Raw genomic sequence first — 21,943 nt, 5'->3', positions numbered from 1 at the left:
CGGGCCGGGCGTCAGATCCAGGACTTGAACCAGATCCGGGCGTGCCAGTCGTCGTAGGTCAGCGTCTCCGCCGCCAGGATCGGATAGAAGTAGGCGAAGTTCGCCAGCACCACCAGCAGGAACGCGCCCGCGGCGGCCGCGCCGACGAGGCGCCGCACCCCCGGCGGCACCGGCGCGGGGACCAGCGCGACCCGCGCGCCGCTCGGCCCGTGCATCTCGCCGGGGAACGCGTCGTCCTCGTACGCCGGCCGCGCGCCGTCCTCGTCCGCGGGCCGCACGCCGTCCTCCGCGGGCCGCCCGGACGCCGCCGCGTGCGCGCCCACCAGCCCGGACGCCGGCCCTATCAGGTAGCCGAGCACCAGCACCACCGCCAGCACCATGAACGGGATCAGCGGCGTCGCGTAGAACAGGAACATCGTCCGGTCGCGGAACGCCGACGGGAACCAGGTCAGCCAGCCCGCGAGGAACCCCAGCACGATCGCCCCGGCCCGCCAGTCGCGCAGGATCAGCCAGATGAACAGCACCACGACCAGCGCGGCCAGCGCCCCCCACCACAGCGCGGGCGTCCCGATCCCGAGGATCTCCCGCGAGCACCGCGGCGCCCCGCACGTCTTCGGCTCGGTGTAGAAGAACGCCACCGGACGGCGCAGGACCGGCCAGTCCCACGGCCACGACTGGTACGGGTGCTTGGCGTCCAGGTTGTTGTGGAAGTCCAGCATCTGCCGGTGGTAGTCCCACAGGCGCGGCATCGCCTCGAACGGCCGCCACCACCAGTGGCTCGACGCGTGGCCGCGCCCCCACCCGCCCGGCTTAAAGATCCAGCCGGACCAGGTCGCCAGGTAGGAGACCAGCGCCACCACGACGATCTGGACGAACGCCGGCCCCGCGTCCAGCAGCAGCGTCCCGGCGATCGGGTCCCGGACGCCCGCCGCGCGCCGCGCGCCGTAGTCCCAGAGCACCGCCATCAGCCCGAACGCGGCGACGTAGAACACGCCCGTCCACTTGGTGGCGCACGCCAGGCCGAGGCAGATCCCCGCACCCCAGCGCCACCCGTGCGCGAGGAACGGCCCGTACACCGACGTCCGGCCCGCCTCGATCTTGTCGGCGAGGTTCCACCGGGACCGGTCCCGGTCGTTCACCAGGCACGCGAACCCGGCCAGGACCCAGAACATCACGAAGATGTCCAGCAGCGCGGCCCGGCTCGTCACGAACTCCAGGCCGTCGAGCGCCAGCAGGAGCCCGGCGGCGCAGCCGAGCAGCGTGGAGCCGGTCATCCGGCGGGCCACCCGGCACAGGATCAGCACCGACAGGGTGCCGACCAGCGCGGGCACGAACCGCCAGCCGAACGGGGTCGCGCCGAACGCCCACTCGCCCATCGCGATCATCCACTTGCCGAACGGCGGGTGCGCGACGAACGAGGGCCCCTGCCCCCAGATGTTCGCGTGCGGGTCGGCGATCAGCAGCTTGTCGGCGTTGTCGATGGTGTTGTGCTCCCAGCCGAACTTCAGCAGGGCCAGCGCGTCCTTGGCGTAGTAGGTCTCGTCGAAGACCACGGCCTTCGGCTGCCCGAGCCGGTAGAAGCGCAGGAAGCCCGCGAACAGCGTCACCAGCAGGGGGCCCAGCCAGCCCGCCGGGACGCCGCCCGGGACCGCGGGTGCGAGCCACTCGCGCGGGGAGGGCGGCCGCCACCGGGACGCGTTCGCCGGAGCCAGATCCGTCGTCGCCATCCCGCAATCGTAAAGCCGACTCCCGGCCGCCCGGTCGGGTCCCGGCGCGCGGCGCCCCTGGGAGGATGAGACCGTGATGGGGACTTTGCTGCTGGCGGCGGCGCCGATCGGGCGGGCCGAGGACGCGTCGGTGCGGCTGCGGGACGCGCTGGCGGCCGCGCCGGTGATCGCGGCCGAGGACACCCGGCGGCTGCGCCGGCTCGCCGCCGACCTCGGCGTGGAGCCGGGCGGGCGCGTCGTGTCGTACTACGACCAGAACGAGAAGGCGCGCGCCGCCGAACTGCTGGAGGACCTGCTCGCCGGACGGGACGTCCTGGTGATCACCGATGCGGGGATGCCGGGCGTGTCCGACCCGGGGTACCGGCTGGTGCGCGCGGCCGTGGAGCGGGACGTGCCGGTGTCGGTGCTGCCGGGGCCGTCCGCCGTCACCACCGCGCTGGTCGTGTCGGGGCTGCCGACGGACCGGTTCTGCTTCGAGGGGTTCCCGCCGCGCAAGAAGGGCGAGCAGGCCCGGCGGCTGGAGACCCTCGCCGCGGAGCCCCGCACCATGGTGTTCTTCGAGTCCCCGCGCCGGCTGGCGGGCACGCTGGACGCCATGGCGGCGGCGTTCGGGGCGGACCGCCCGGCCGCCGTCTGCCGGGAGCTGACCAAGACCTACGAGGAGGTCCGCCGCGGCGGCCTCGCCGAGCTGGCCGGATGGGCCGCGGAGCGGGAGGTGCGCGGCGAGATCACCCTGGTCGTCGGCGGCGCGCCGAAGCCCGCCGGGCTGTCGGACCCGGCCGACCTGGTCGCCGCCGTCGCCGCCCGGGAGGCCGCCGGAACCCCCCGCAACCAGGCGATCCGGGAGGTCGCCAAGGAGAACGGCGTACCACGCGGGACCGTCTACGACGCTGTCGTCGCCGCCAGGAAAGAGTGACCCCGTACGGAACGATCCAAAGGCGGATTTCGGGGAAATAGCTCTTCGGTGGCCCGCGCTGGACCACTCGGGGACCGGCGGAGCCACCGTGAAACGGGGACCCCCGCGGCCCGGAGCCCGGCGCGAGCCCGGAAGACGGCACGAGATGCCGCCGGTAGCGCGAGATGGCGTCACCGAGGGGGTGAGGGCCGTGCAGGACGCATGGTCGAGCCGTGAGGCGTGGGTCTACGAATGCCTGTGCTGCGAGACGACCTGGGACGAGGTGCTCGAGGTCCGTCATTGCGGCGACGGCCACGGCAACGAGGCCGCCATCTATGAGCGGGACGGCCAGCCGTGCACGACGCCGTGGACGGACTCCCTGTGCCCGAAGTGCCAGAGCCGGAACGTCAAGGCGTGGGCGGCGTCCCGCAAGGCCGGGGATATGCCGCCGGTCCGCGACGGGAGCGACGTGGCGATGGTGTTCCATCTCCGCCGCATCCACGCCTGGTGACCGGGAGCGGCCACGACCGGGCCCCTCGGGCCCCCTGATGACCGTCGGCCGGGGTGCCGTCGGCCAGGGTGACCGTCGGCCGGGGTGACCGCCGTCGGGGCCCGACGGCGGCCGTCAGCCGGCGGTGACCTCCGGGACCTTCCGCCCGACGGGCTCGGACGGGACGTCCAGCGACCCGGCCGGGCCCGGACGGCCGCGCAGCCGCCGCCACCAGCCGTCCAGCCGGTGCCGGACCTCCGGAGTGAACGCCATCCCGGCGGCCAGCGCGGCCAGCGGGACGGCCGGCAGCACGTACCGGTAGTCGAACTCGGCGGTCGCGGCGGGAGCGAGGAGCAGCCCGGTCGCCAGCGTCCACGGCAGCAGCGCCTCGCCGCCGAACCGCCGCCACAGCGCCACCATGCCGCCGAGCCCGAGCAGCAGCACGCCGCCGAGCATCGTCCCGCGCAGGTAGACCACGTCCTGGTAGCCGCGCATGACGCCGCCGAACGGCTCGATCACGCGGGTGCGGGCGTCGCCGTGCTCGTACGCCCGGGCCTCGCCGGACGCGGTCGAGTCGGCGTCCATCCGCCAGTCGGGCAGCGCGTTGCCCTTCGTGCCGAACTCGTACTGCGAGTAGGTCGCCTTGTCCGGGAAGACCGTCCGGTTCCAGCGGAACACGCGGAAGAAGTCGTGGGCGACGACCTTCAGGTAGTCGCCGGGCTGGGCGAGGATGGCGCGCTTGGCGAAGTCGTTGCTGGCCGCATTGTTCTCGGGGCTGAACCGGGTCCCGGGGAAGCGGTTCAGCGGCGAGGCCGCGTTCCAGATGCCGTCCTGGGAGTTCGGCAGCCGGTTCGCCGGCTCGGTGCACAGCGGGTACTCGCTGACCGGCAGCCCGTGCATCTTGTGGCAGTCGGCGAACTTGTAGGCCCGCGCGTACAGGAAGATCCCGTTGCTCTCGGTGATCGCGAACTTGCCGCTGTCCACCTTGTACCAGGTCATGTAGGACAGCACCGGCAGCGCGCACGCCGCCGCGGTGATCGCCATCGTCCGCCAGCCCATGCGCCGGATCAGCATGAACGCCAGCACGCCGAGCAGCACCGGCGCGCCGACCGACCGGGTCAGCCAGGAGAACCCGACGATCAGCCCGATCGCCAGCGCGATCCTCCACGACGGCCGGTCGTGCCACAGCAGCAGCGTCACCGCGACCATCACCAGGAAGGTGAACGTCGTGTCGGACAGGACGAGGTGCTCGAGCTGGATCTGGTAGGCGTCGAACAGCACCGGCACCGTCGCGAGCGAGGCGCCCCAGCCGGGCAGCCCGAACTTGCGGCGCAGCAGCGCGTAGATCATCACGCCTGTGGCCAGGCCCATGAGGTGCTGGACGGCGGCGACCAGCGCGAAGCTGTGGAACGGCTTCAGCGCCCACAGCAGGAACGAGTACCCGTCCGGCCGCAGCGGGTGCGGGTACAGCCCCATCGCCACGTGCAGGTAGTCGAAGCTGTCGTTGAAGAACATCGCCGGCTGGTAGCCGACCATCGCGACCACCCGCAGCAGCGCCGCTGTGGCAATGATCACACTGAAGATCGGGTGCCGCCGGACCCGCGCCCACGTCCCGCCGGCGCGCCCGCCGATCCACGAGCCGATCCCGCGCAGGGACGGCACTCGGGTGGACGCGCCCGCGAACGCGGCGGTCGCGCCTCCGGGGGAGCCGACGGACGGCGCGCCGTCCGCCGGCACGTCCTTCACGTCCCCATTCGCGGCGCCATTCCCGACACCGTCGGAGGCCGCCTCCGCGACCGCCGAGGAACCGTTCTCCGGTTCCGTTCCGCCGGGCGTGTCGCGGGCCGTTCCCGACCCCTCCGCGACGGCCCCGGTATCCGCCGTGACCTCGGTGGTCTCCGCCGTGCCCGCGTCCGACGCGGCCCCCTTCAGCTCGGCACCGCGCGGCGATTCGACAGCCACTCCGGCACCTCCCCTCCGCCGCTCTGTCCTCGGACCTGTGGCACTGCGTCCTCCGCCGCGCGTCACAGTCGACCCACCCTTTCCGGGCCGCCATACCCGTATGCTTGACGTCCTAGCCTGCCGCCCGGTTCGCGGCGGAGAGGGTTTTTCGGTTGCAAGTAGGCAACACGATACGGGTGCTCTTATGGAGAGCGGCCACCATCACCCGTCCACGGCAGGCATCATGAACGACGACGGGCCGCCGGGCGGATACACCATGAGACCAGACAACCGCACCGCCAACGGTCACCAGGGGTAACGAAGGAGATCGCGTGGAACTCTCCGTAGTGATGCCATGCCTGAACGAGGCCGAAACGGTCGAGACCTGTGTCCGCAAGACGATCGGCTTCTTCGAGGACAGCGGTATCGACGGCGAGGTCGTCATCGCCGACAACGGCAGCACGGACGGCAGCCAGCAGCTCGCCCGCGACGCCGGGGCGCGCGTCGTGCCGGTGCTCGACAAGGGCTACGGCAACGCGCTGATGGGCGGGATCCGGGCCGCGCGCGGCAAGTACGTGGCGATGGGCGACGCCGACGACTCCTACGACTTCACCACGCTCGGCCCGTTCCTGGACGAGCTGCGCGACGGGGCCGACCTCGTCATGGGCAACCGCTTCAAGGGCGGGATCGCGCCCGGCGCCATGCCGCCGCTGCACCGCTACCTCGGCAACCCGGTGCTCAGCTTCGTCGGCCGGCTGTTCTTCGGCAGCAAGATCGGCGACTTCCACTGCGGGCTGCGCGCGTTCGACCGGGACGCGATCCTGCGGCTCGGCCTGCAGACCGGCGGCATGGAGTTCGCCAGCGAGATGGTCGTCAAGGCGACCCTGCAGAAGTACGACATCCGCGAGGTCCCGACGACGCTGTCGCCGGACGGCCGGACCCGCGCCCCGCACCTGAACACCTGGCGGGACGGCTGGCGGCACCTGCGGTTCCTCATGCTGTACAGCCCGCGCTGGCTGTTCCTCATCCCCGGCCTGGTCTTCATGACCCTCGGCCTGCTGGCCGGCATCGCGATCTCCACCGGGCCGGTGCGGATCGGCGCGATCGCCTTCGACGTCGACACCCTCGTCGGCGCGTCCGCCGCGCTGGTGATCGGCTTCCAGGCGGTGCTGTTCGCGCTGCTCACGAAGGTGTACGCGATGCAGGAGGGGTTCCTGCCGCACGACCGCCGGGTGCAGAAGATCATCGATTGGTGGGGCCTGGAGCGCGGCCTGCTGACCGGCGGGCTGCTGGCCATCGCCGGCCTCGCCGGCCTCGTCGCCTCGCTGCTGCACTGGCGGGGGCACAGCTTCGGTGAGCTGGACCCGCGCGACTCGCTGCGCATCGTCGTGCCGTCCGCGACCGCGCTGGTCATGAGCTTCCAGGTGATGTTCGCGTCGCTGTTCGTCAGCATCCTCGGCATCCGCCGCCGCCAGCACCCGCCGCTCACCGACCCGGCCGAGGAGGCCGCCGGCGTGGTGGACGCCGCCGTGCACAAGGTCGCGGGCGAGCGCCAGACCGCGGCCGCCGAAGCGGACGCCGCCTCCGGCGAGGACGCGGAGAAGGCCACCGCGGACGCCGCCGGCTCCGCCGAGGCGGCGGAGGCCGCCGGGACGCCGGACGAGCGCTGACCGGCTCCCGGACCCCCGCTGTCCCGGCACCGTGACGGAGCGTGTCCGAAGCCGAGAACTTGCTGAGGGTTTCCCGGCCGGGGACGTCCGCCCCCGCGGCGCTGTGACAGGCTGAGACGAACATGGATCTTCGTTCCCTGACCGCGCGCGGCCGGCGGACCGGGCGGCCGTGAGCACCGAGGCCGCGCCGCCGGTCCTGTCCCGCCCGCCCGCCCCGCCCCAGGCCGGACGGGACGCTCCGGCGTCGATGGGGCGGCGCCGCTGGGTGCTGCTGTTCGTCCTCGGCTGGGCGGCGCAGGTCGCGGTGCGGCTGTGGCTGGCGTCCGGGCAGACGATGCCGGTGGCGACGCCGGACGAGTCGGGGTACCTGTTCGCCGCCCGGGTCCTGACCGGCGGTCCCGACGCCGACATGTCCTACGGGACGGTGTACCGCGGCGGCTACCCGCTGCTGCTGGCGCCGGTGCTGTGGATCGCGCACGACCCGGTGAGCGTGTACCGGGGCGCCCTGGTCGTCAACGCCCTGATCAGCGCGCTGATGATGCCGCTGGCCTACCTGATGCTGCGGGCGTTCCAGGTGCGGCGGCGCTGGTCGTACCTGTTCGCGCACGTGACGGCGCTGCTGCCGGGCGTGCTGTTCTTCTCCGAGTTCGCGCTGACGGACGCGGTCCTGCCGGTGGCCGTGGTGGGCTGGCTGCTGCTCGTCCACACCTGGCTGCACGCCGGGCGCTCGCCCGCCGGGGACACGCCGCGGGTCGCGCTGTACGGGGCGGGCGCGTCGCTGCTCGTCGCGTTCGCCTACACCTCGCACACGCGCGGGACGATCCTGCTGGGCGTGCACGCCGTGCTGCTGACGGCCGCCCTGGTGCTCCGGTGGCGGCCCTGGCGGGGCGTCGCGGTGCAGGCCCTCGTGCTCGCCGCCGCGGTCGGCGCCGGGACGCTGCTGAACCGCTCGCTGCTGCCGCACATGTACCCGTCCGGCGACAACGACCTGGGCGGGAACCTCGTCCGCCGCGTCACCACGCAGGACGGCTGGGCCTGGATGCTGTCGCTCGGCACCGGCCAGATCTGGTACCAGGCCGTCGCGACGGGCGGGGTCGCGGCGATCGGCCTCATCACGGTCGCGTTCGCCGCCGTCCGGCGCGGCACGCCGCTCCGGCAGCGGATGCTGGCGCTCGGCGTCCTCGCGATCGTGGCGGGCATCGCGTTCGCGACGTCCGCGGCCCTCCCCGACGAGTACCGGATCGGCAACTACGTCTACGGCCGCTACCTGGCGTGCATCACCCCGGTCCTGTTCATGGTGGGGATCGCGGTGCTGCTGCGGGCGTCGCGGCGGACGGTGGCGCTCGTGGCGGGCTCGGCGGCCGTCCTGACCCTCCTGGCGGCGTGCGTCGTCCAGTGGTACGCGGGCGACCGGCTGACCCGGTACACGTTCACGTCGTTCGACTTCCCGGAGACGTCGTTCCTGACCTGGGACTGGAAGTCGTTCGAGCTGTGGCACGCCACCGTCGCGGGGCTCGCGCTGCTCGGCCTCGCGGTCGCGGCGGTGCTGCTGCGCCGCCGGGGTCCGGCGCTGCTCGCCGGGCTCCTCGCCGCGGTGACGCTGGCGATGTCGGTCACCGCCACGGACCGGATCGCGCACCCGCTGGTCGACGCCGAGATCGCGCACACCGACCTGCGGGGGATCCCGGGCCTGCGCGGCACCGGGTCGGTGGCGATCGACTGGAACGTCCCGTGGACGATCCGCCTGTCGCAGTACTACTGGGCCTGGTGGAGCGACGGCAGCGTCTTCAACGCCCAGACCACCCCGGCGCCGCGGGACGCGGACATGGTCATCATGTGGTGGCCCAAGAACGTCCCGGCGGAGCGGTCCTGGCCGCACGGCGCGCCCTCCGGCTGGAAGGTCGTCGACAGCCGCCGCACCGTCGAGGGCGACTGGGTCGCCTGGACCCGCTAGCAGCCCGGCGGGGCCGTCACCCGGTGGCGCCGGGCGGCGGGTTCCACAGCTGCAGGACGCCGTCGGAGGACCGCCACATCAGCCGCCAGCCCTTCGCGGGGTCCGGCCGCCAGCCCGCGGCGATCTGCGACTCCTGGCCGCGCCAGTGCGTGTACAGCATCGGCCCCTTGAGGGCGTCGAGCGGAAGCTGCGGCACGTAGTGCGGGAAGTCGCGGATCTCGCCGTGCCAGATCGGCTTGCCCCACATGTCCCGCGTGTAGAACGTCAGGGTCTGCGCGAGGCGCCGGTCGGCGCAGATGAGCCGCAGGTCCTGGTGCTCGCCGAGGTAGATCCGCAGCTGGTTCCACGCCTTGTCGCGCGGCAGCTCCGGGACGGCCGTGACGGCGGCCCACACGTACGCGCCGCCGAGCGCCACCGCCGCGACCGGGACGACGAGGGTCCGCAGCCGCAGCCGCGCGACCAGGCCGTCCGGGATCATCCTGAACATCAGGATCAGCGACCCGAACCCGCCCGCGAGCAGCGCGGGGAGCACCGCGAACCAGTACCGCTGGAGCCAGGCGCGCAGGGAGATGCTGTGCGGGTCGAGGACGCCGGAGAAGAGCGTCAGCGGGACGGCGAGGGTGAAGAACCACACCAGCACCAGCGCGAGCCGCCGGTCGCGGGTGACCGCGAACCCGATGATCGTCAGCGCCAGCGCCACGACGAAGACCGTGCCGAGCGGGTTCCAGTCGTGCATGGCGCGCAGGAACGACCGCGCCGCCAGCCCGCGCGTCACGTGGTCGCGGGACTCGCCGCCGTGTTCGGCCGCCGAGATCAGCCCGGCGAGGGGGTTGCCCCACACGATCTGGTTGTGGACGAAGTTGAACGCCAGCACGACCACCATCGGCGCGCCCACCGTGACGTTGCGCCGCCACGGGATCCGCAGCAGCGCCAGGTAGGCGGGGATCGCCAGGAACAGGAACGCCAGGAACTCCCGGACGAGGAACGAGCAGCCGAGCAGGAGCCCCGCCGCCAGCAGGAACCGCGTCTGGACGCGTCCCGTGCGGCGGCTCGCCACGACCAGCGCCGCCATCCCGATCGCGAACAGCCCGGCGCCCGGCATGTCGGGCAGCATCACCCCGGTCGACCAGGTGATCTCATGGCCGTACGGGTTGGTCATCGTGAAGAACGGGTGGACCAGCAGGACCCCGGCCGACAGCAGGCCCGCGACGTCCCCGAACAGCGCCCGCACCACCAGGTACGTGCCGACGAAGAAGGCGACCCCGCCGAGCGCGGCGATCACGAAGTAGGCGGCCTGGCCGGGGCCGAGGACGTCCTGGACGAGCCGCGCGGGCAGCACCAGCCCGATCCGCGTCACCTGGTGCGGGACCTCGTCGAAGGGGAACACGCCGAGCGGGATGTCGGGCCAGTCGCGGGCCGCGAGCCACACGTAGTAGGGGTCGAAGTACAGCGGCGGCGTCATGAGCACCCACTGCGCCGCCACGGCGCACACCCCGACGAGCAGCGCCAGCCACCACACGCGGCGGGTCCGGCGGATCCGGGCGATCAGCCGCCGGGGCGCCCCGCCGGCCCGTCCGGTGGTCGTTTCCTGCGTGACGGCCGGCTGGTCGGCCGTGGTCTGCGGCATGGCTTGCTTCTGCCCCTGGCTGGACGACGGGCTGGACTGCGCTGGGCGCCGGACCAGGCTACTCGCGTAGCGGACCCGCCGTAGTCGGCCGTACCGGATCTGCAGCAACCTTCCAGCCGGCGTCCCCCGGGGAGTTATCCACAGGTGGCGATATCGGTGCGGTTCAAGGGGGCGGCGCGACTACCCTTGATTCCATGTCCTCGTCAAGCCGACACATCCTGACCGCGCCCGCCTGGCCGTACGCCAACGGGCCCCGTCACATCGGGCACGTCTCCGGTTTCGCGCTGCCCGCCGACATGTTCAGCCGCTACCAGCGGATGGCGGGCAACCAGGTCCTGATGGTCAGCGGCACCGACGAGCACGGCACGCCGATCCAGGTGCAGGCCGACAAGGAGGGCGTGACCGCCCGCGAGCTGGCCGACCGCTACAACGGCGTGATCGCCGAGGACCTGCACGGCCTCGGCATGACCTACGACCTGTTCACCCGGACGACCACGCTGAACCACTACGCGATCGTCCAGGAGATCTTCAAGGGCCTCTACGACAACGGCTACATCTTCCCCACCACCACGATGGGCGCGATCTCGCCGTCCACCGGCCGGACGCTGCCGGACCGCTACATCGAGGGCACCTGCCCGATCTGCGGGTACGACGGCGCGCGCGGCGACCAGTGCGACAACTGCGGCAACCAGCTCGACCCGGTCGACCTGATCAACCCGGTGTCGCGGATCAACGGCGAGAAGCCGAAGTTCGTCGAGACCGAGCACTTCATGCTCGACCTGCCCGCCTTCACCGACGTGCTCGGCCGGTACCTGCGCGGCAAGCAGGGCGGGTCGCTGGCGTGGCGGCCGAACGTGGTGAAGTTCGCGCTGAACCTGCTGGACGACATCCAGCCGCGGGCGATCAGCCGCGACATCGACTGGGGCGTGCCGATCCCGCTGGACGGCTGGCGCGAGAACCCGGCGAAGAAGCTGTACGTCTGGTTCGACGCGGTCGTCGGCTACCTCTCGGCGTCCGTGGAGTGGGCGAAGCGCTCGGGCGACCCGGACGCGTGGCGCGCCTGGTGGCAGGACCCGGACGCCCTGTCCTACTACTTCATGGGCAAGGACAACATCGTCTTCCACGCCGAGATCTGGCCGGCGATGCTGCTCGGCTACAGCGGCCGGGGCGACAAGGGCGGCGAGCCCGGCTCGCTGGGCGCGCTGAACACCCCGACCGAGGTCGTGTCGTCGGAGTACCTGACGATGGAGGGCCGCAAGTTCTCCTCGTCCCGCCAGGTCGTCATCTACGTCAAGGACTTCCTGGAGCGCTACGACGTCGACGCGCTGCGCTACTACGTCGCCGTCGCCGGCCCGGAGAACAACGACACCGACTTCACCTGGTCGGAGTTCGTCCGCCGCAACAACGACGAGCTGGTCGCCGCGTGGGGCAACCTCGTCAACCGGTCGGTGAACATGGCCGCGAAGAACTTCGGCGCGATCCCCGAGCCGGGCGACCTCAACGACGCCGACCGCGCCCTGATGGAGCGCAGCCGCAACGGGTTCGCGGCGGTGGGCGCCGAGCTGGAGCGGTCGCGCTTCAAGAACGCGATCACCGAGGCGCTCGACGTCGTCCGGGACGCCAACCGCTACCTGTCGGACCAGGCGCCCTGGAAGCTGAAGGACGACCCGGCCCGCGTCCAGTCGATCCTGCACACCGCGCTGCAGGTCGTCGACGACGCCAAGACGCTGCTGACCCCGTTCCTGCCGAACTCCTCGCAGAAGGTGTACGAGCTGCTCGGCGGCGAGGGCGTGTGGAGCGGCATGCCGAGGCTGGAGACGGTCTCGGAGGAGGGCGGCCCGGACTACCGGGTGCTCACCGGCGACTACGCCACCGCGGCGCGCTGGGAGTCCATGCCGATCAAGCCGGGGGTCCCGCTGGCCAAGCCGACCCCGCTGTTCAAGAAGCTCGACGCGTCCGTGGTGGACGAGGAGCTCGCCCGGCTGGAGGCGGAGTGAGCCCGGCGGACGACGAGGGCGGCGAGGTCGCGCGGTCGTTCCCGCCGCTGCCCGAGCGGCTCCCGGTCGACGTGTTCGACAGCCACTGCCATCTCGACATCGTCGACACGCCGGTCAGCGAGCAGGTGCACTCGGCGAAGGCGGCGGGCGTCACCCGGATCGTGACGATCGGCTGCGACCTGCCGTCGTCGCGGTTCGCGGTCGACGCCGCCGACGAGTTCGACGACGTCTACGCGGGCGTGGCGATCCACCCGAACGAGACCACGGGCATCGACGACGCCGTCCTGCACGACGTCGAGGCGATGGCCGCGCACCCGAAGGTGCGGGCGATCGGCGAGACGGGCCTGGACTACTACCGCGACTGGGCGCCGAAGGCCGACCAGCACGCGTCGTTCCGCGCCCACATCGCGATCGCCAAGCGCACCGGGAAGGCCCTGGTCATCCACGACCGCGAGGCCCACGACGACGTGCTGGCGATCCTGCGGGAGGAGGGCGCGCCGGAGCGGGTGGTGTTCCACTGCTTCTCCGGCGACGCCGCCATGGCGAAGGTCTGCGCCGACCGCGGCTACGTGATGAGCTTCGCCGGGAACGTCACGTTCAAGAACGCCGAGCCGCTGCGCGAGGCGCTGCGCGTCGCGCCCCTCGACCTCGTCCTGGTCGAGACCGACGCGCCGTTCCTCACCCCGGTCCCGAACCGCGGCAAGCCGAACGCGTCGTACCTCATCCCGCACACCGTCCGCGCGATGGCCGAGGTCAAGAACGTCGACCTGGCCGAGCTGTGCGCCGCCATCGCCGCCAACGGCGAACGCACCTTCGGCGGCTGGTAGCCGGGGGTGCGGGCCTCCTCTCCCCGGGCATAGGCCAGGGGAGGGAGGCGGGATGGACGCTGACGTCATCGTCGTCGGCGCGGGGCTGGCCGGGCTGGTCGCCGCGCACGAGCTGACCGCGCGCGGGCGCCGGGTCGCGCTGGTGGAGCAGGAGAACGCCGCGAACCTGGGCGGGCAGGCGTACTGGTCGCTCGGCGGCCTGTTCCTGGTCGGGACGCCGGAGCAGCGCCGGCTGCGCGTGCGGGACTCCTTCGAGCTGGCCTGGAGCGACTGGCAGGGCAGCGCCCGGTTCGACCGTCTGGAGGACGAGGACTCCTGGGCGGTGCGGTGGGCGCGCGCCTACGTGGAGTTCGCGGCCGGGGAGAAGCGGGCGTGGCTGGCGTCCCGGGGCGTCCGGCTGACCCCGGTGGTCGGCTGGGCGGAGCGCGGCGACCTCCGCGCCGACGGCCACGGCAACTCGGTGCCGCGCTTCCACATCGCCTGGGGGACGGGCACCGGCATCGTCGCGCCGTTCGCCCGCAGCGCCCGCCGCGCCGCCGATGAGGGCCTGCTGACCTTCCACCACCGCCACCGCGTGGACGGCCTGACCCTGACCGGCGGCGCCGTGACCGGAGTACGCGGCGCCGTCCTCGCCGAGGACGACTCCCCGCGCGGCGTCGCGTCCAGCCGTGAGGAGACCGGGGCGTTCGAGCTGTCGGCGCAGGCGGTGATCGTCACCAGCGGCGGCATCGGCGGGAACCACGAGATGGTGCGCCGCCACTGGCCCGGCCGCCTCGGCACCGCACCCGCGAACATGATCACCGGCGTCCCGGCCTACGTGGACGGCCGGATGCTCGACATCAGCGCCGACGCCGGCGTCCGCCTCGTCAACCGCGACCGGATGTGGCACTACACCGAGGGCGTCCGCAACTGGGACCCGATCTGGCCCGGCCACGCCATCAGGATCCTGCCGGGCCCCTCGGCGATGTGGTTTGACGCCCTGGGACGGCGCCTCCCCGCCCCCTGCCTCCCCGGCTACGACACCCTCTCCACCCTCGAACACCTGCGCACCACCCCTGACATCGCCGCCTACGACCACTCCTGGTTCGTCCTCACCCAGAGGATCATCGAGCGGGAGTTCGCGCTGTCGGGCTCGGAGCAGAACCCCGACCTCACCAGCGGCGACCGCAAGGCGGTGCTGCGCGAACGGGTCCTTTCCAAGGGCGCGCCCGCCCCGGTCGAGGCGTTCAAGCGGCACGGCGCGGACTTCGTCGTCGCCTCCACCCTGGAGCGACTGGTGGACGGGATGAACGCCCTCACCGGCGAGCCGCTCTTGGACGCCGCGCTGCTGCGGAGCAAGATCGAGGCCCGGGACCTGCAGATCGCCAACCCGTTCAGCAAGGACGCGCAGGTGCAGGGCATCCGGAACTCGCGCCGCTACCTCGGCGACCGGCTCAGCCGCACCGCCGTCCCGCACCGTATCCTCGACCCGTCCGCCGGCCCGCTCATCGGCGTGAAGCTGCACGTCCTCACCCGCAAGACGCTCGGCGGCATCCAGACCGACCTGGACTCCCGCGCCCTCGGCCTCGACGGCCGCCCGATCGACGGCCTGTACGCGGCGGGGGAGGTCGCGGGGTTCGGCGGCGGAGGAGTCCACGGTTACAACGCCCTGGAGGGAACCTTCCTGGGCGGCTGCCTCTTCTCCGCCCGAGCCGCAGCCCGAGCCGCCGCCCAAGCAACCGCCTGACCCCGCACGCGAGAGCCCCGGCCGCGCCCGGCAAGGCTTCAAGGGCGGTCCGGGAACGGGACCGCGATGACCGCAGGCGCGCTGCAACACGCGGCAAAGCGCGCCGCGACGAGGCCGGGCGAACAGCGAGGCACGGACGAAAGCGGCACCCCGGACGGGCGGAAAGGTGATCGTCCGTAAGCTCAGCCGACGGCGACCCGGGCGTTGCGATCGCGTGCGAAGCCGGATTCGAGCCTGCGAGAATCCGATCGCGCAGCGATCCCCCAGGGCGAGTCGAAGCGATGCAGCGATCGCCGCTTTGCCCGTTGAAGGGAGGGCCCCCAGGGCCCGACCGCCGAGGACAAAGCAAGAAGGACGGTGCGGACGGCCGGGCTCTGGCCGTCCGCACCGGCCCCCTGGCCTCTTCGCGGGCTTCCGCGCCCTGGACACCCGCGTTCGGCGTGGGCTCCCTTCTTCTTCGAGGTGGACTCTCGATTACTGAGAGTAGTCAGATGGTGACGCTGTGAATATGGCCGTTCGGGTTCGCTTCCTCTTACCCGAGGGGGAGCGGGGACGCATGTGGGCGTTGAGGTGGCGGGCGGCGGGCGTTCCGCTCTAGTGTCTGGCCGTTGAGCGGGCGACCCCCCAGGCCCGCTCGGCTCCCCCTGGAGGAACGGTGCGTCGAGCCCCTGCGACTTCTGCTGTCCTGATCGCGACGGTCCTGCTGGCGTCGGCGTGCGGAGGCGGCGGGTCGCCGAAGCCGCAGTCGACCGTGCGCGCGGCGGACGCGCCGAAGACGTCCGCGCCTGCGCCGCGCAAGGTCGTCATCGTCGTGGACAAGAAGAAGACGACGACGATGACGACCGGGACGACCGTCCAGCAGGTGCTGGACCAGGCGGGGGTGAAGCTCGGCCGCTACGACCTGGTGCAGCCCGCGCGCGAGCAGCCCGCCGGGGAGACGATCAGGGTGCTGCGGCTGCTGTCGAAGCCGGTCACGAAGACGGTCCAGGTGCCGGCGCCCACGATCGAGAAGAAGAGCGCGTCGGTGCCGCCGTGGTCGCAGAAGGAGCTGCGCAAGGGCCGGGCCGGCATCAAGATCGTGCAGATGGCGTACGTGCGGCGCAAGGGCAAGAAGGTCAAGGCGGTCATCGCGCAGAAGGTGAAGCGCAAGCCGGTCGCGCGGATCGTGGCGGTCGGCCCGAAGTCGGCGGGCACGGGCTCGGCGGCGAGGCTGAACTGGGCGGGGCTGGCCAACTGCGAGTCGCACGGCAACCCGAAGGCGGTGAACCCGTCCGGCTACTACGGCCTGTACCAGTTCTCGATGTCGTCGTGGGCGTCGGTCGGCGGGTCGGGCAAGCCGTCGGACGCGAGCGCGGGGGAGCAGACGTACCGGGCGCAGCTGCTCTACAACCGGGTGAACGGGCGCTGGCAGGGGCAGTGGCCGGTATGCGGGAAGTTCCTGTTCTCCTGACCTGCCACACTTGTTCTCGTGGGGGACAGACAGGGGCTGCTCGGGCCGGCGGACGTGCGGGAGCTGGCGGCGCGGCTGGGCATCAGGCCGACCAAGACGCTCGGGCAGAACTTCGTCATCGACGCCAACACGGTCCGGCGGATCGTGCGGGCCGCGGACCTGGGCCCGGACGACGTGGTCATCGAGGTCGGGCCGGGGCTGGGGTCGCTGACGCTGGCGCTGCTGCCGGAGGCGCGGCGGGTGGTCGCGGTGGAGATCGACCCGGTGCTGGCGGCGGAGCTGCCCGCGACGGCGGCCGCGCGGGAGCCGGCGCTCGCGGACCGGCTGGAGGTCGTGCGCGCCGACGCGATGAAGATCACACGGCTGCCGGGGCCGGCGCCGACCGCGCTGGTGGCGAACCTGCCCTACAACGTGGCGGTGCCGGTCGTCCTGCATCTGCTGGACGTGCTGCCGTCGCTGCGGTCGGCGCTGGTCATGGTGCAGGCGGAGGTCGCCGACCGGATGGTGGCCGCGCCCGGGAGCAAGATCTACGGGGTGCCGTCGGTGAAGCTCGCCTGGTACGGGGAGGCGCGCCGCGCCGGGCCCGTGGGCCGGGCGGTGTTCTGGCCGGTGCCGAACGTCGATTCCGGGCTGGTCGCGTTCACCCGGCGCGACCCGCCGGCGTCCGCCGCGTCCCGCAAGCAGGTGTTCGCCGTGGTCGACGCGGCGTTCGCGCAGCGCCGCAAGACGCTGCGGGCGGCGCTGGCGGGCTGGGCGGGGTCGGCGGCGGAGGCGGAACGGGCGCTGCGCGCGGCGGGCGTCGATCCGCGGGCGCGGGGCGAAGCTCTGGACGTGGCCGCCTTCGCCCGTATTGCCGAGTATGGTCCTTCAATCGTGGGGGACGGTGCTCCCGGCGCCCCGGCGGCTGCCGCCGGGCCCGACGCGGACCCCGGTGCGGCGCGTCCTGACGGGGTTTCACACGGGACGGACGCCGGTGCGAGCGGCTCCGGCGGGACGGACGCCGGGGCGATGGACACGGAGGAGTCGGAGGGCGATGGTGAAGGCGCGTTCGCGGACGGCGCGGGCGGGGACCGAGCGGGCCCGGACGGCGCGCGCCTTCCGGCCCGGCGGGGCGCGGGCGGCCCGGCTGCCGCTGGCGGCGACGGCGCTGGTGGCGGCGGGCGGCCTGGTCGCGACGGTGGCGGCGGGCTGCAGTGACGGAGCCGGCGCGGCCCCGAAGATAACGACGACCGCGCGGGCGGGCATCGCCCCGACGCCGCCGGCGAAGGGCGCCTACTTCGGCGCGTGGGTGCCGCCCGCCGTGGGCGGGGCGGCGACCAGGTCGCCGTCGTCGACGGCGTCCGGCTCACCGGCGGACGGCGCGTCCGGTACCGCGTCGGGCACGCCGTCGGCGGGCCCGACCGGGAAGGACGCCGACAAGCCGGGCATGGCGCCCGTCGCCGCGTTCGAGCGGGACATGGGACGGCAGCTGGACATCGTCCAGAGCTACCGGGGCTGGAAGTCCGACTTCCCGACCGGGCTGGACTCCTCCGTCGTCAACAGCAACCGGTACCTGCTGCTGACCTGGGCGGGCGCCGACACCAAGGAGATCGTCCAAGGCAAGTACGACGCGCTGATCCGCGCCCGTGCGAAGGCGATCAAGGCGACCGGCAAGCCGGTGTTCCTGCGCTGGTCCCGCGACATGGACCGGTCGTCGGTCAAGGACCGGGTGCACTCCCCGGCGGACTTCATCGCCGCGTGGAAGCACCTGCGGCAGATCTTCACCGCGGAGAAGGTCGACAACGTCGCCTGGGTGTGGTGCCCGAGCGCGCGCGGGTTCGGCGCGCCGAACGCGGGCGCCTTCTACCCCGGCGACGACCAGGTCGACTGGATCTGCGCGGACGCGCCGCCCGGCGCCGACTACGAGTACCGCGACCTGTCGGAGACGCTGAAGCTGTTCATGCAGTGGGCCAGGAACCGGCACAAGCCCATCATGATCGCCGAGTTCGGGGTGCCGAAGTCCTACGGGCAGCGGCGCGCCGAGTGGCTGCGCGCCGCCACCAAGACCCTGGAGGACCCGCAGGTCAAGGCCGTCGTCTACTTCGACTCCGACGAGCAGGCCGAGGACGCGCGGGACAAGCGGCGCGCGTACGCGGTGACGGGCGACACGCACGCGGTGTCGGCGCTGCGGGAGCTGGCGACCACGCCCTACTTCAATCCCCGCAACCTCCCCGTGACGAGCGGAGGCTGATCTCTCCCGTAGGGTTCTGGCGTGAGCGCAGTGAGGGTACGCGTCCCCGCAAAGGTCAACCTTCAGCTCGGGGTCGGGCCGATCCGGGAGGACGGCTACCACGACCTCGTGAACGTGTTCCACGCCGTGTCGCTGTTCGACGAGCTGACCGCGGAGCCGGCCGACGGCCTCGAGCTCGCCGTCGAGGCGGCGCCGTACTCGCGGGTGGCGATCGGCCGGGTCCCGACCGACGCCCGGAACCTGGCGGCGCGGGCCGCGGTGCTGGTCGCGTCCCGGCTCGGCGTGGAGCCCCGCGTCCGGCTGCGGATCCGCAAGGCGATCCCGGTCGCGGGCGGCATGGCGGGCGGCAGCGCCGACGCGGCCGCCGCGCTGGTCGCGTGCGCGCGGCTGTGGGACGACCGGGAGCGGCCGGCGCTGTCGCGGGACGACCTGATGGAGATGGGCGCCGAGCTCGGCAGCGACGTGCCGTTCGCGCTGCTCGGCGGGACCGCGATCGGCGTGGGGCGGGGCGAGCGGCTCACCCCGGCGCTGACCCGCGGCACCTTCCACTGGGTGTTCGCGGCGGCGGACGGCGGCCTGTCGACGCCCGAGGTCTACGCCGAGTGCGACCGGCTGCGGGAGGCGGCGGGGGAGAGCGCCCCGCGGCCGTCCGTCGCGGAGGACCTGATGACGGCGCTCGCGACCGGCGACGCGAAGGCGCTCGGCGCCGCGCTCGCCAACGACCTGCAGCCCGCCGCGCTGGAGCTGCGGCCGTCGCTGGCCCGCACCCTGAACGCCGGACGGGACCTCGGCGCGATCGGCGCGCTGGTGTCCGGGTCGGGCCCGACCTGCGCGTTCCTCGCCGAGACCGACGAGGACGCCGCCGACCTCGCGGCGGCGCTGGACGGCGCGGGGGTGGCCGAGCAGATCGTCCGCGCGCAGGGCCCGGTGCCCGGCGCGACCGTGCTCTGACCCCGGCGGGCGGGCCCGCGGGCGCTGCCCCCGGGACGTGCCGGTAGCGTCACGGTGTGTGCTCTCGGCACACAAGCGAACTCCCCGCGCCCCGGCGGCGTCCTGATCATTGACGCCGATTCCGCGACGAGGTGGAGCGATGACGTACCTGACGGGGCTGCTGGCGCTGGTGGCCGTCGTGATGATGGCGACGCTCGCCGTCCTGGCCGTGCGCCGGGACCGGGCGATCCGCCGCGACGCCCCCGACGCGGCGATCTCCTCGCGCCGTCCCCCGCTACGCTGAGGCCGGGCGGGCGCCCCGGCGCGCCACGCGTGCCCGCACGCCGCCCGCGCCGCGTCCCCCGAACTCAGGAATCCGTATGGCCGCCCTCTCGCTGCTGATCGTCCTGGCCCTCCTCGTGCTCGCCGGAGTGGTCGTGCTGGTCGTCGTGCTCGTCGCCGTGAGCGCCCGCAAGCGCGGCGCGGACTCGGCGTACCGCCCGCCCGGCGCCCCGTACCCGCCGAACGCCCCGTACCCGCCGAATCCGCAGCTCCCGCCGCAGCCGCCGTACGGGCAGCCGGGGCAGCCGGGGCCGCAGGGCCCGCCCGCCCCGCCCCAGGGCTGACCGCACGGGCAATGCGCGCGGGGCAATAGGCTGGACGGCGTCGTGAATCTGATCAACGTTGAGAACGTCGCGAAGGCGTACGGGCCGAAGCCGCTGCTGGACGCGGTGTCCCTCGGGCTGGACGAGGGCGACCGGGTCGGGGTCGTCGGCCGCAACGGCGGCGGCAAGAGCACGCTGGTGCAGGTCCTGGCGCGCGAGGTGGAGCCGGACGCGGGCCGCGTCACGCACGCGCGGGGCCTGCGGCTGGGGTACCTGACGCAGCGGGACGTGTTCCCCGAGGGCGCGACGGTCCGGTCGGTGGTGCTGGGGGACCGCGCCGAGCACGAGTGGGCGGGCGACACCCGGGCCCGCGACGTCCTCGGCGGGCTGCTCGCCGACGTCGACCTGGACGCGCCGCTGGCCGGGATGTCCGGCGGGGAGCGGCGCCGGATCGCGCTGGCGCGGCTGCTCGTCCCCGAGTCGGACCTGCTGATGCTGGACGAGCCGACCAACCACCTCGACATCGAGGCGATCGCGTGGCTGGCCCGGCACCTGAAGGACCGCCGGGTGGCGCTGCTGGTCGTCACGCACGACCGCTGGTTCCTCGACGAGGTCACCGACCGCACGTGGGAGGTCGTCGACGGCCGCGTCGAGCGGTACGAGGGCGGCTACTCCGCCTACGTGCTGGCGAAGGCGGAGCGGTCCCGGATCGCGGCGGCGACGGAGGCCAAGCGGCAGAACCTGCTGCGCAAGGAGCTGGCGTGGCTGCGGCGCGGCCCGCAGGCGCGGACGTCCAAGCCGAAGTTCCGGGTGGACGCGGCGCAGGCGCTGATCGCCGACGAGCCGCCGCTGCGCGACGCGGTGGAGCTGACGAAGTTCGCGACGGCGCGGCTCGGCAAGACCGTGTACGACATCGAGGACGTCACGGTGCGGGTCGGGGACGACGGCGGCCGGGACATCTTCGAGCGGATGACGTGGCGGCTCGGCCCGGGCGACCGGGTGGGGCTCGTCGGCGTCAACGGCAGCGGCAAGAGCACGCTGCTGCGGCTGCTGGACGGCTCGGTGGCGCCGGTGTCGGGGAAGGTCGTGCGGGGCAGGACCGTCCAGCTGGCGCACCTGTCGCAGAACCTGGAGGAGCTGGACCCGTCCCGGCGGGTGCTGGAGTCGGTGGAGGAGATCCGCCGCCGCATCACGGTCGGGAAGCGGGAGTGGACGGCGAGCCAGCTGCTGGAGCGGCTCGGCTTCGCCGGGGACCGGCAGTGGACGCCCGTGGGCGACCTGTCGGGCGGCGAGCGGCGCCGCCTCCAGGTGCTGCGGCTGCTGATGGGCGAGCCGAACGTGCTGCTGCTGGACGAGCCGACGAACGACCTCGACATCGAGACGCTCACCGAGCTGGAGGACCTGCTGGACGGCTGGCCCGGCACCCTCGTCGTCGTCAGTCACGACCGGTACTTCCTGGAGCGCATCACCGACCACGTGGTGGCGCTGCTCGGCGACGGGCGGGTGTCGATGCTGCCGGGCGGGGTCGACGAGTACCTGGAGCGCCGCGCCGCCGGAACCGCCCGGACCCGGACGGTCCAGGCGCGCGCGCAGGAGGCGCCCGCCGCCGCGCCGCCGAAGCCGAAGGGCGGGCAGGACTGGAAGGTCCGCAAGGAGCTGGACCGGCTCGAACGCCGCCTGGAGAAGCTGTCCGGCCAGGAGGCGGAGCTGCACGAGCGGCTCGCCGCGCACGCCACCGACTTCGTCAAGCTCCAGGAGCTGGACGGGCGGCTGAAGGAGATCCAGGCGGAGGCGGCGCGGGTCGAGGAGGAGTGGCTGATGCTCGCCGAGGACGTCGACTGAGCCTTCGGATCGGCCGGACCCCTGGTGCTCGG

At 73.1% G+C, this 21,943-nt stretch carries 16 protein-coding genes and 1 pseudogene; 14 read left to right on the top strand and 3 right to left on the bottom strand.

Translation table 11 applies throughout. From position 1 onward, the window contains the following. Positions 1-11: 11 nt before the first annotated feature. Positions 12-1,727, bottom strand: a complete 1,716-nt coding sequence (locus tag J4557_RS10230; protein WP_208266245.1) for a dolichyl-phosphate-mannose--protein mannosyltransferase — start codon at positions 1,725-1,727, stop codon at positions 12-14. Positions 1,728-1,803: 76 nt separating this feature from the next. Between J4557_RS10230 and rsmI the strand changes: the two genes are divergently transcribed. Beyond that, a complete protein-coding gene (gene rsmI / locus J4557_RS10225; protein ID WP_208266244.1) occupies positions 1,804-2,643 on the top strand; it encodes a 16S rRNA (cytidine(1402)-2'-O)-methyltransferase in 840 nt (279 codons plus the stop codon). Between the two features lie 190 nt (positions 2,644-2,833). Further along, positions 2,834-3,133 (top strand): hypothetical protein, encoded by a 300-nt coding sequence (locus J4557_RS10220; protein WP_208266243.1) that lies wholly within the window; start codon positions 2,834-2,836, stop codon positions 3,131-3,133. 114 nt (positions 3,134-3,247) lie between these two features. On the opposite strand, the gene J4557_RS10215 is transcribed toward J4557_RS10220, so the two are convergent. Next, on the bottom strand, positions 3,248-5,074 hold the full coding sequence (locus J4557_RS10215; protein WP_307799607.1) for a glycosyltransferase family protein: 1,827 nt from the start codon (positions 5,072-5,074) through the stop codon (positions 3,248-3,250). Positions 5,075-5,385: 311 nt separating this feature from the next. On the opposite strand from J4557_RS10215, the gene J4557_RS10210 reads away from it, so the two are divergent. After that, entirely contained in the window at positions 5,386-6,723 is a 1,338-nt protein-coding gene (locus tag J4557_RS10210; protein WP_307799604.1) for a glycosyltransferase family 2 protein, read from the top strand. A gap of 169 nt (positions 6,724-6,892) precedes the next feature. Further along, on the top strand, positions 6,893-8,677 hold the full coding sequence (locus J4557_RS10205) for a hypothetical protein (RefSeq protein ID WP_307799601.1): 1,785 nt from the start codon (positions 6,893-6,895) through the stop codon (positions 8,675-8,677). Between the two features lie 16 nt (positions 8,678-8,693). On the opposite strand, the gene J4557_RS10200 is transcribed toward J4557_RS10205, so the two are convergent. Continuing rightward, on the bottom strand, positions 8,694-10,304 hold the full coding sequence (locus J4557_RS10200; RefSeq protein WP_208266242.1) for a glycosyltransferase family 39 protein: 1,611 nt from the start codon (positions 10,302-10,304) through the stop codon (positions 8,694-8,696). A 194-nt stretch (positions 10,305-10,498) separates the two neighbouring features. Here J4557_RS10200 and metG point away from each other — a divergent pair, with 194 nt between their 5' ends. The 10 genes and pseudogenes from metG to J4557_RS10150 all read left to right on the top strand — a co-directional run bounded on the left by metG (position 10,499) and on the right by J4557_RS10150 (position 21,911). Then, on the top strand, positions 10,499-12,301 hold the full coding sequence (metG, locus tag J4557_RS10195) for a methionine--tRNA ligase (protein ID WP_208266241.1): 1,803 nt from the start codon (positions 10,499-10,501) through the stop codon (positions 12,299-12,301). Beyond that, a complete protein-coding gene (locus J4557_RS10190; protein ID WP_208266240.1) occupies positions 12,298-13,128 on the top strand; it encodes a TatD family hydrolase in 831 nt (276 codons plus the stop codon). Before metG ends, J4557_RS10190 begins: the two co-directional genes overlap by 4 nt. Before the next feature lie 52 nt (positions 13,129-13,180). Further along, positions 13,181-14,854: an FAD-binding dehydrogenase gene (locus J4557_RS10185; protein ID WP_208266239.1), complete on the top strand. Its 1,674-nt coding sequence runs from the start codon at positions 13,181-13,183 to the stop codon at positions 14,852-14,854. A gap of 655 nt (positions 14,855-15,509) precedes the next feature. After that, the gene (locus tag J4557_RS10180) at positions 15,510-16,304 is read left to right on the top strand and encodes a resuscitation-promoting factor (RefSeq protein WP_208266238.1); all 795 of its coding nucleotides are present in this window, start codon (positions 15,510-15,512) and stop codon (positions 16,302-16,304) included. Positions 16,305-16,322: 18 nt separating this feature from the next. Continuing rightward, positions 16,323-17,171, top strand: a pseudogene (gene rsmA / locus J4557_RS10175) (16S rRNA (adenine(1518)-N(6)/adenine(1519)-N(6))-dimethyltransferase RsmA); the annotation flags it as partial. A 166-nt stretch (positions 17,172-17,337) separates the two neighbouring features. After that, positions 17,338-18,534, top strand: coding sequence for a glycoside hydrolase family 26 protein (locus J4557_RS10170; RefSeq protein WP_243775556.1), 1,197 nt, complete (start codon positions 17,338-17,340; stop codon positions 18,532-18,534). Positions 18,535-18,564: 30 nt separating this feature from the next. Next, entirely contained in the window at positions 18,565-19,485 is a 921-nt protein-coding gene (locus J4557_RS10165; protein ID WP_208266481.1) for a 4-(cytidine 5'-diphospho)-2-C-methyl-D-erythritol kinase, read from the top strand. 139 nt (positions 19,486-19,624) lie between these two features. After that, positions 19,625-19,768: a hypothetical protein gene (locus tag J4557_RS10160; protein ID WP_208266237.1), complete on the top strand. Its 144-nt coding sequence runs from the start codon at positions 19,625-19,627 to the stop codon at positions 19,766-19,768. A 76-nt stretch (positions 19,769-19,844) separates the two neighbouring features. Then, positions 19,845-20,090 carry a hypothetical protein gene (locus J4557_RS10155; RefSeq protein WP_208266236.1) on the top strand — a complete coding sequence of 82 codons (246 nt, stop codon included), beginning with the start codon at positions 19,845-19,847 and terminating at the stop codon, positions 20,088-20,090. 42 nt (positions 20,091-20,132) lie between these two features. Beyond that, positions 20,133-21,911, top strand: coding sequence for an ABC-F family ATP-binding cassette domain-containing protein (locus J4557_RS10150; RefSeq protein ID WP_208266235.1), 1,779 nt, complete (start codon positions 20,133-20,135; stop codon positions 21,909-21,911). The last annotated feature ends 32 nt before the right edge of the window (positions 21,912-21,943 follow it).

Origin of the sequence: Actinomadura nitritigenes, from assembly GCF_017573545.1 — a bacterium.
GTDB classification, from domain to species: domain Bacteria; phylum Actinomycetota; class Actinomycetes; order Streptosporangiales; family Streptosporangiaceae; genus Spirillospora; species Spirillospora nitritigenes.
This window is presented reverse-complemented; position numbering and strand designations above follow the sequence as displayed.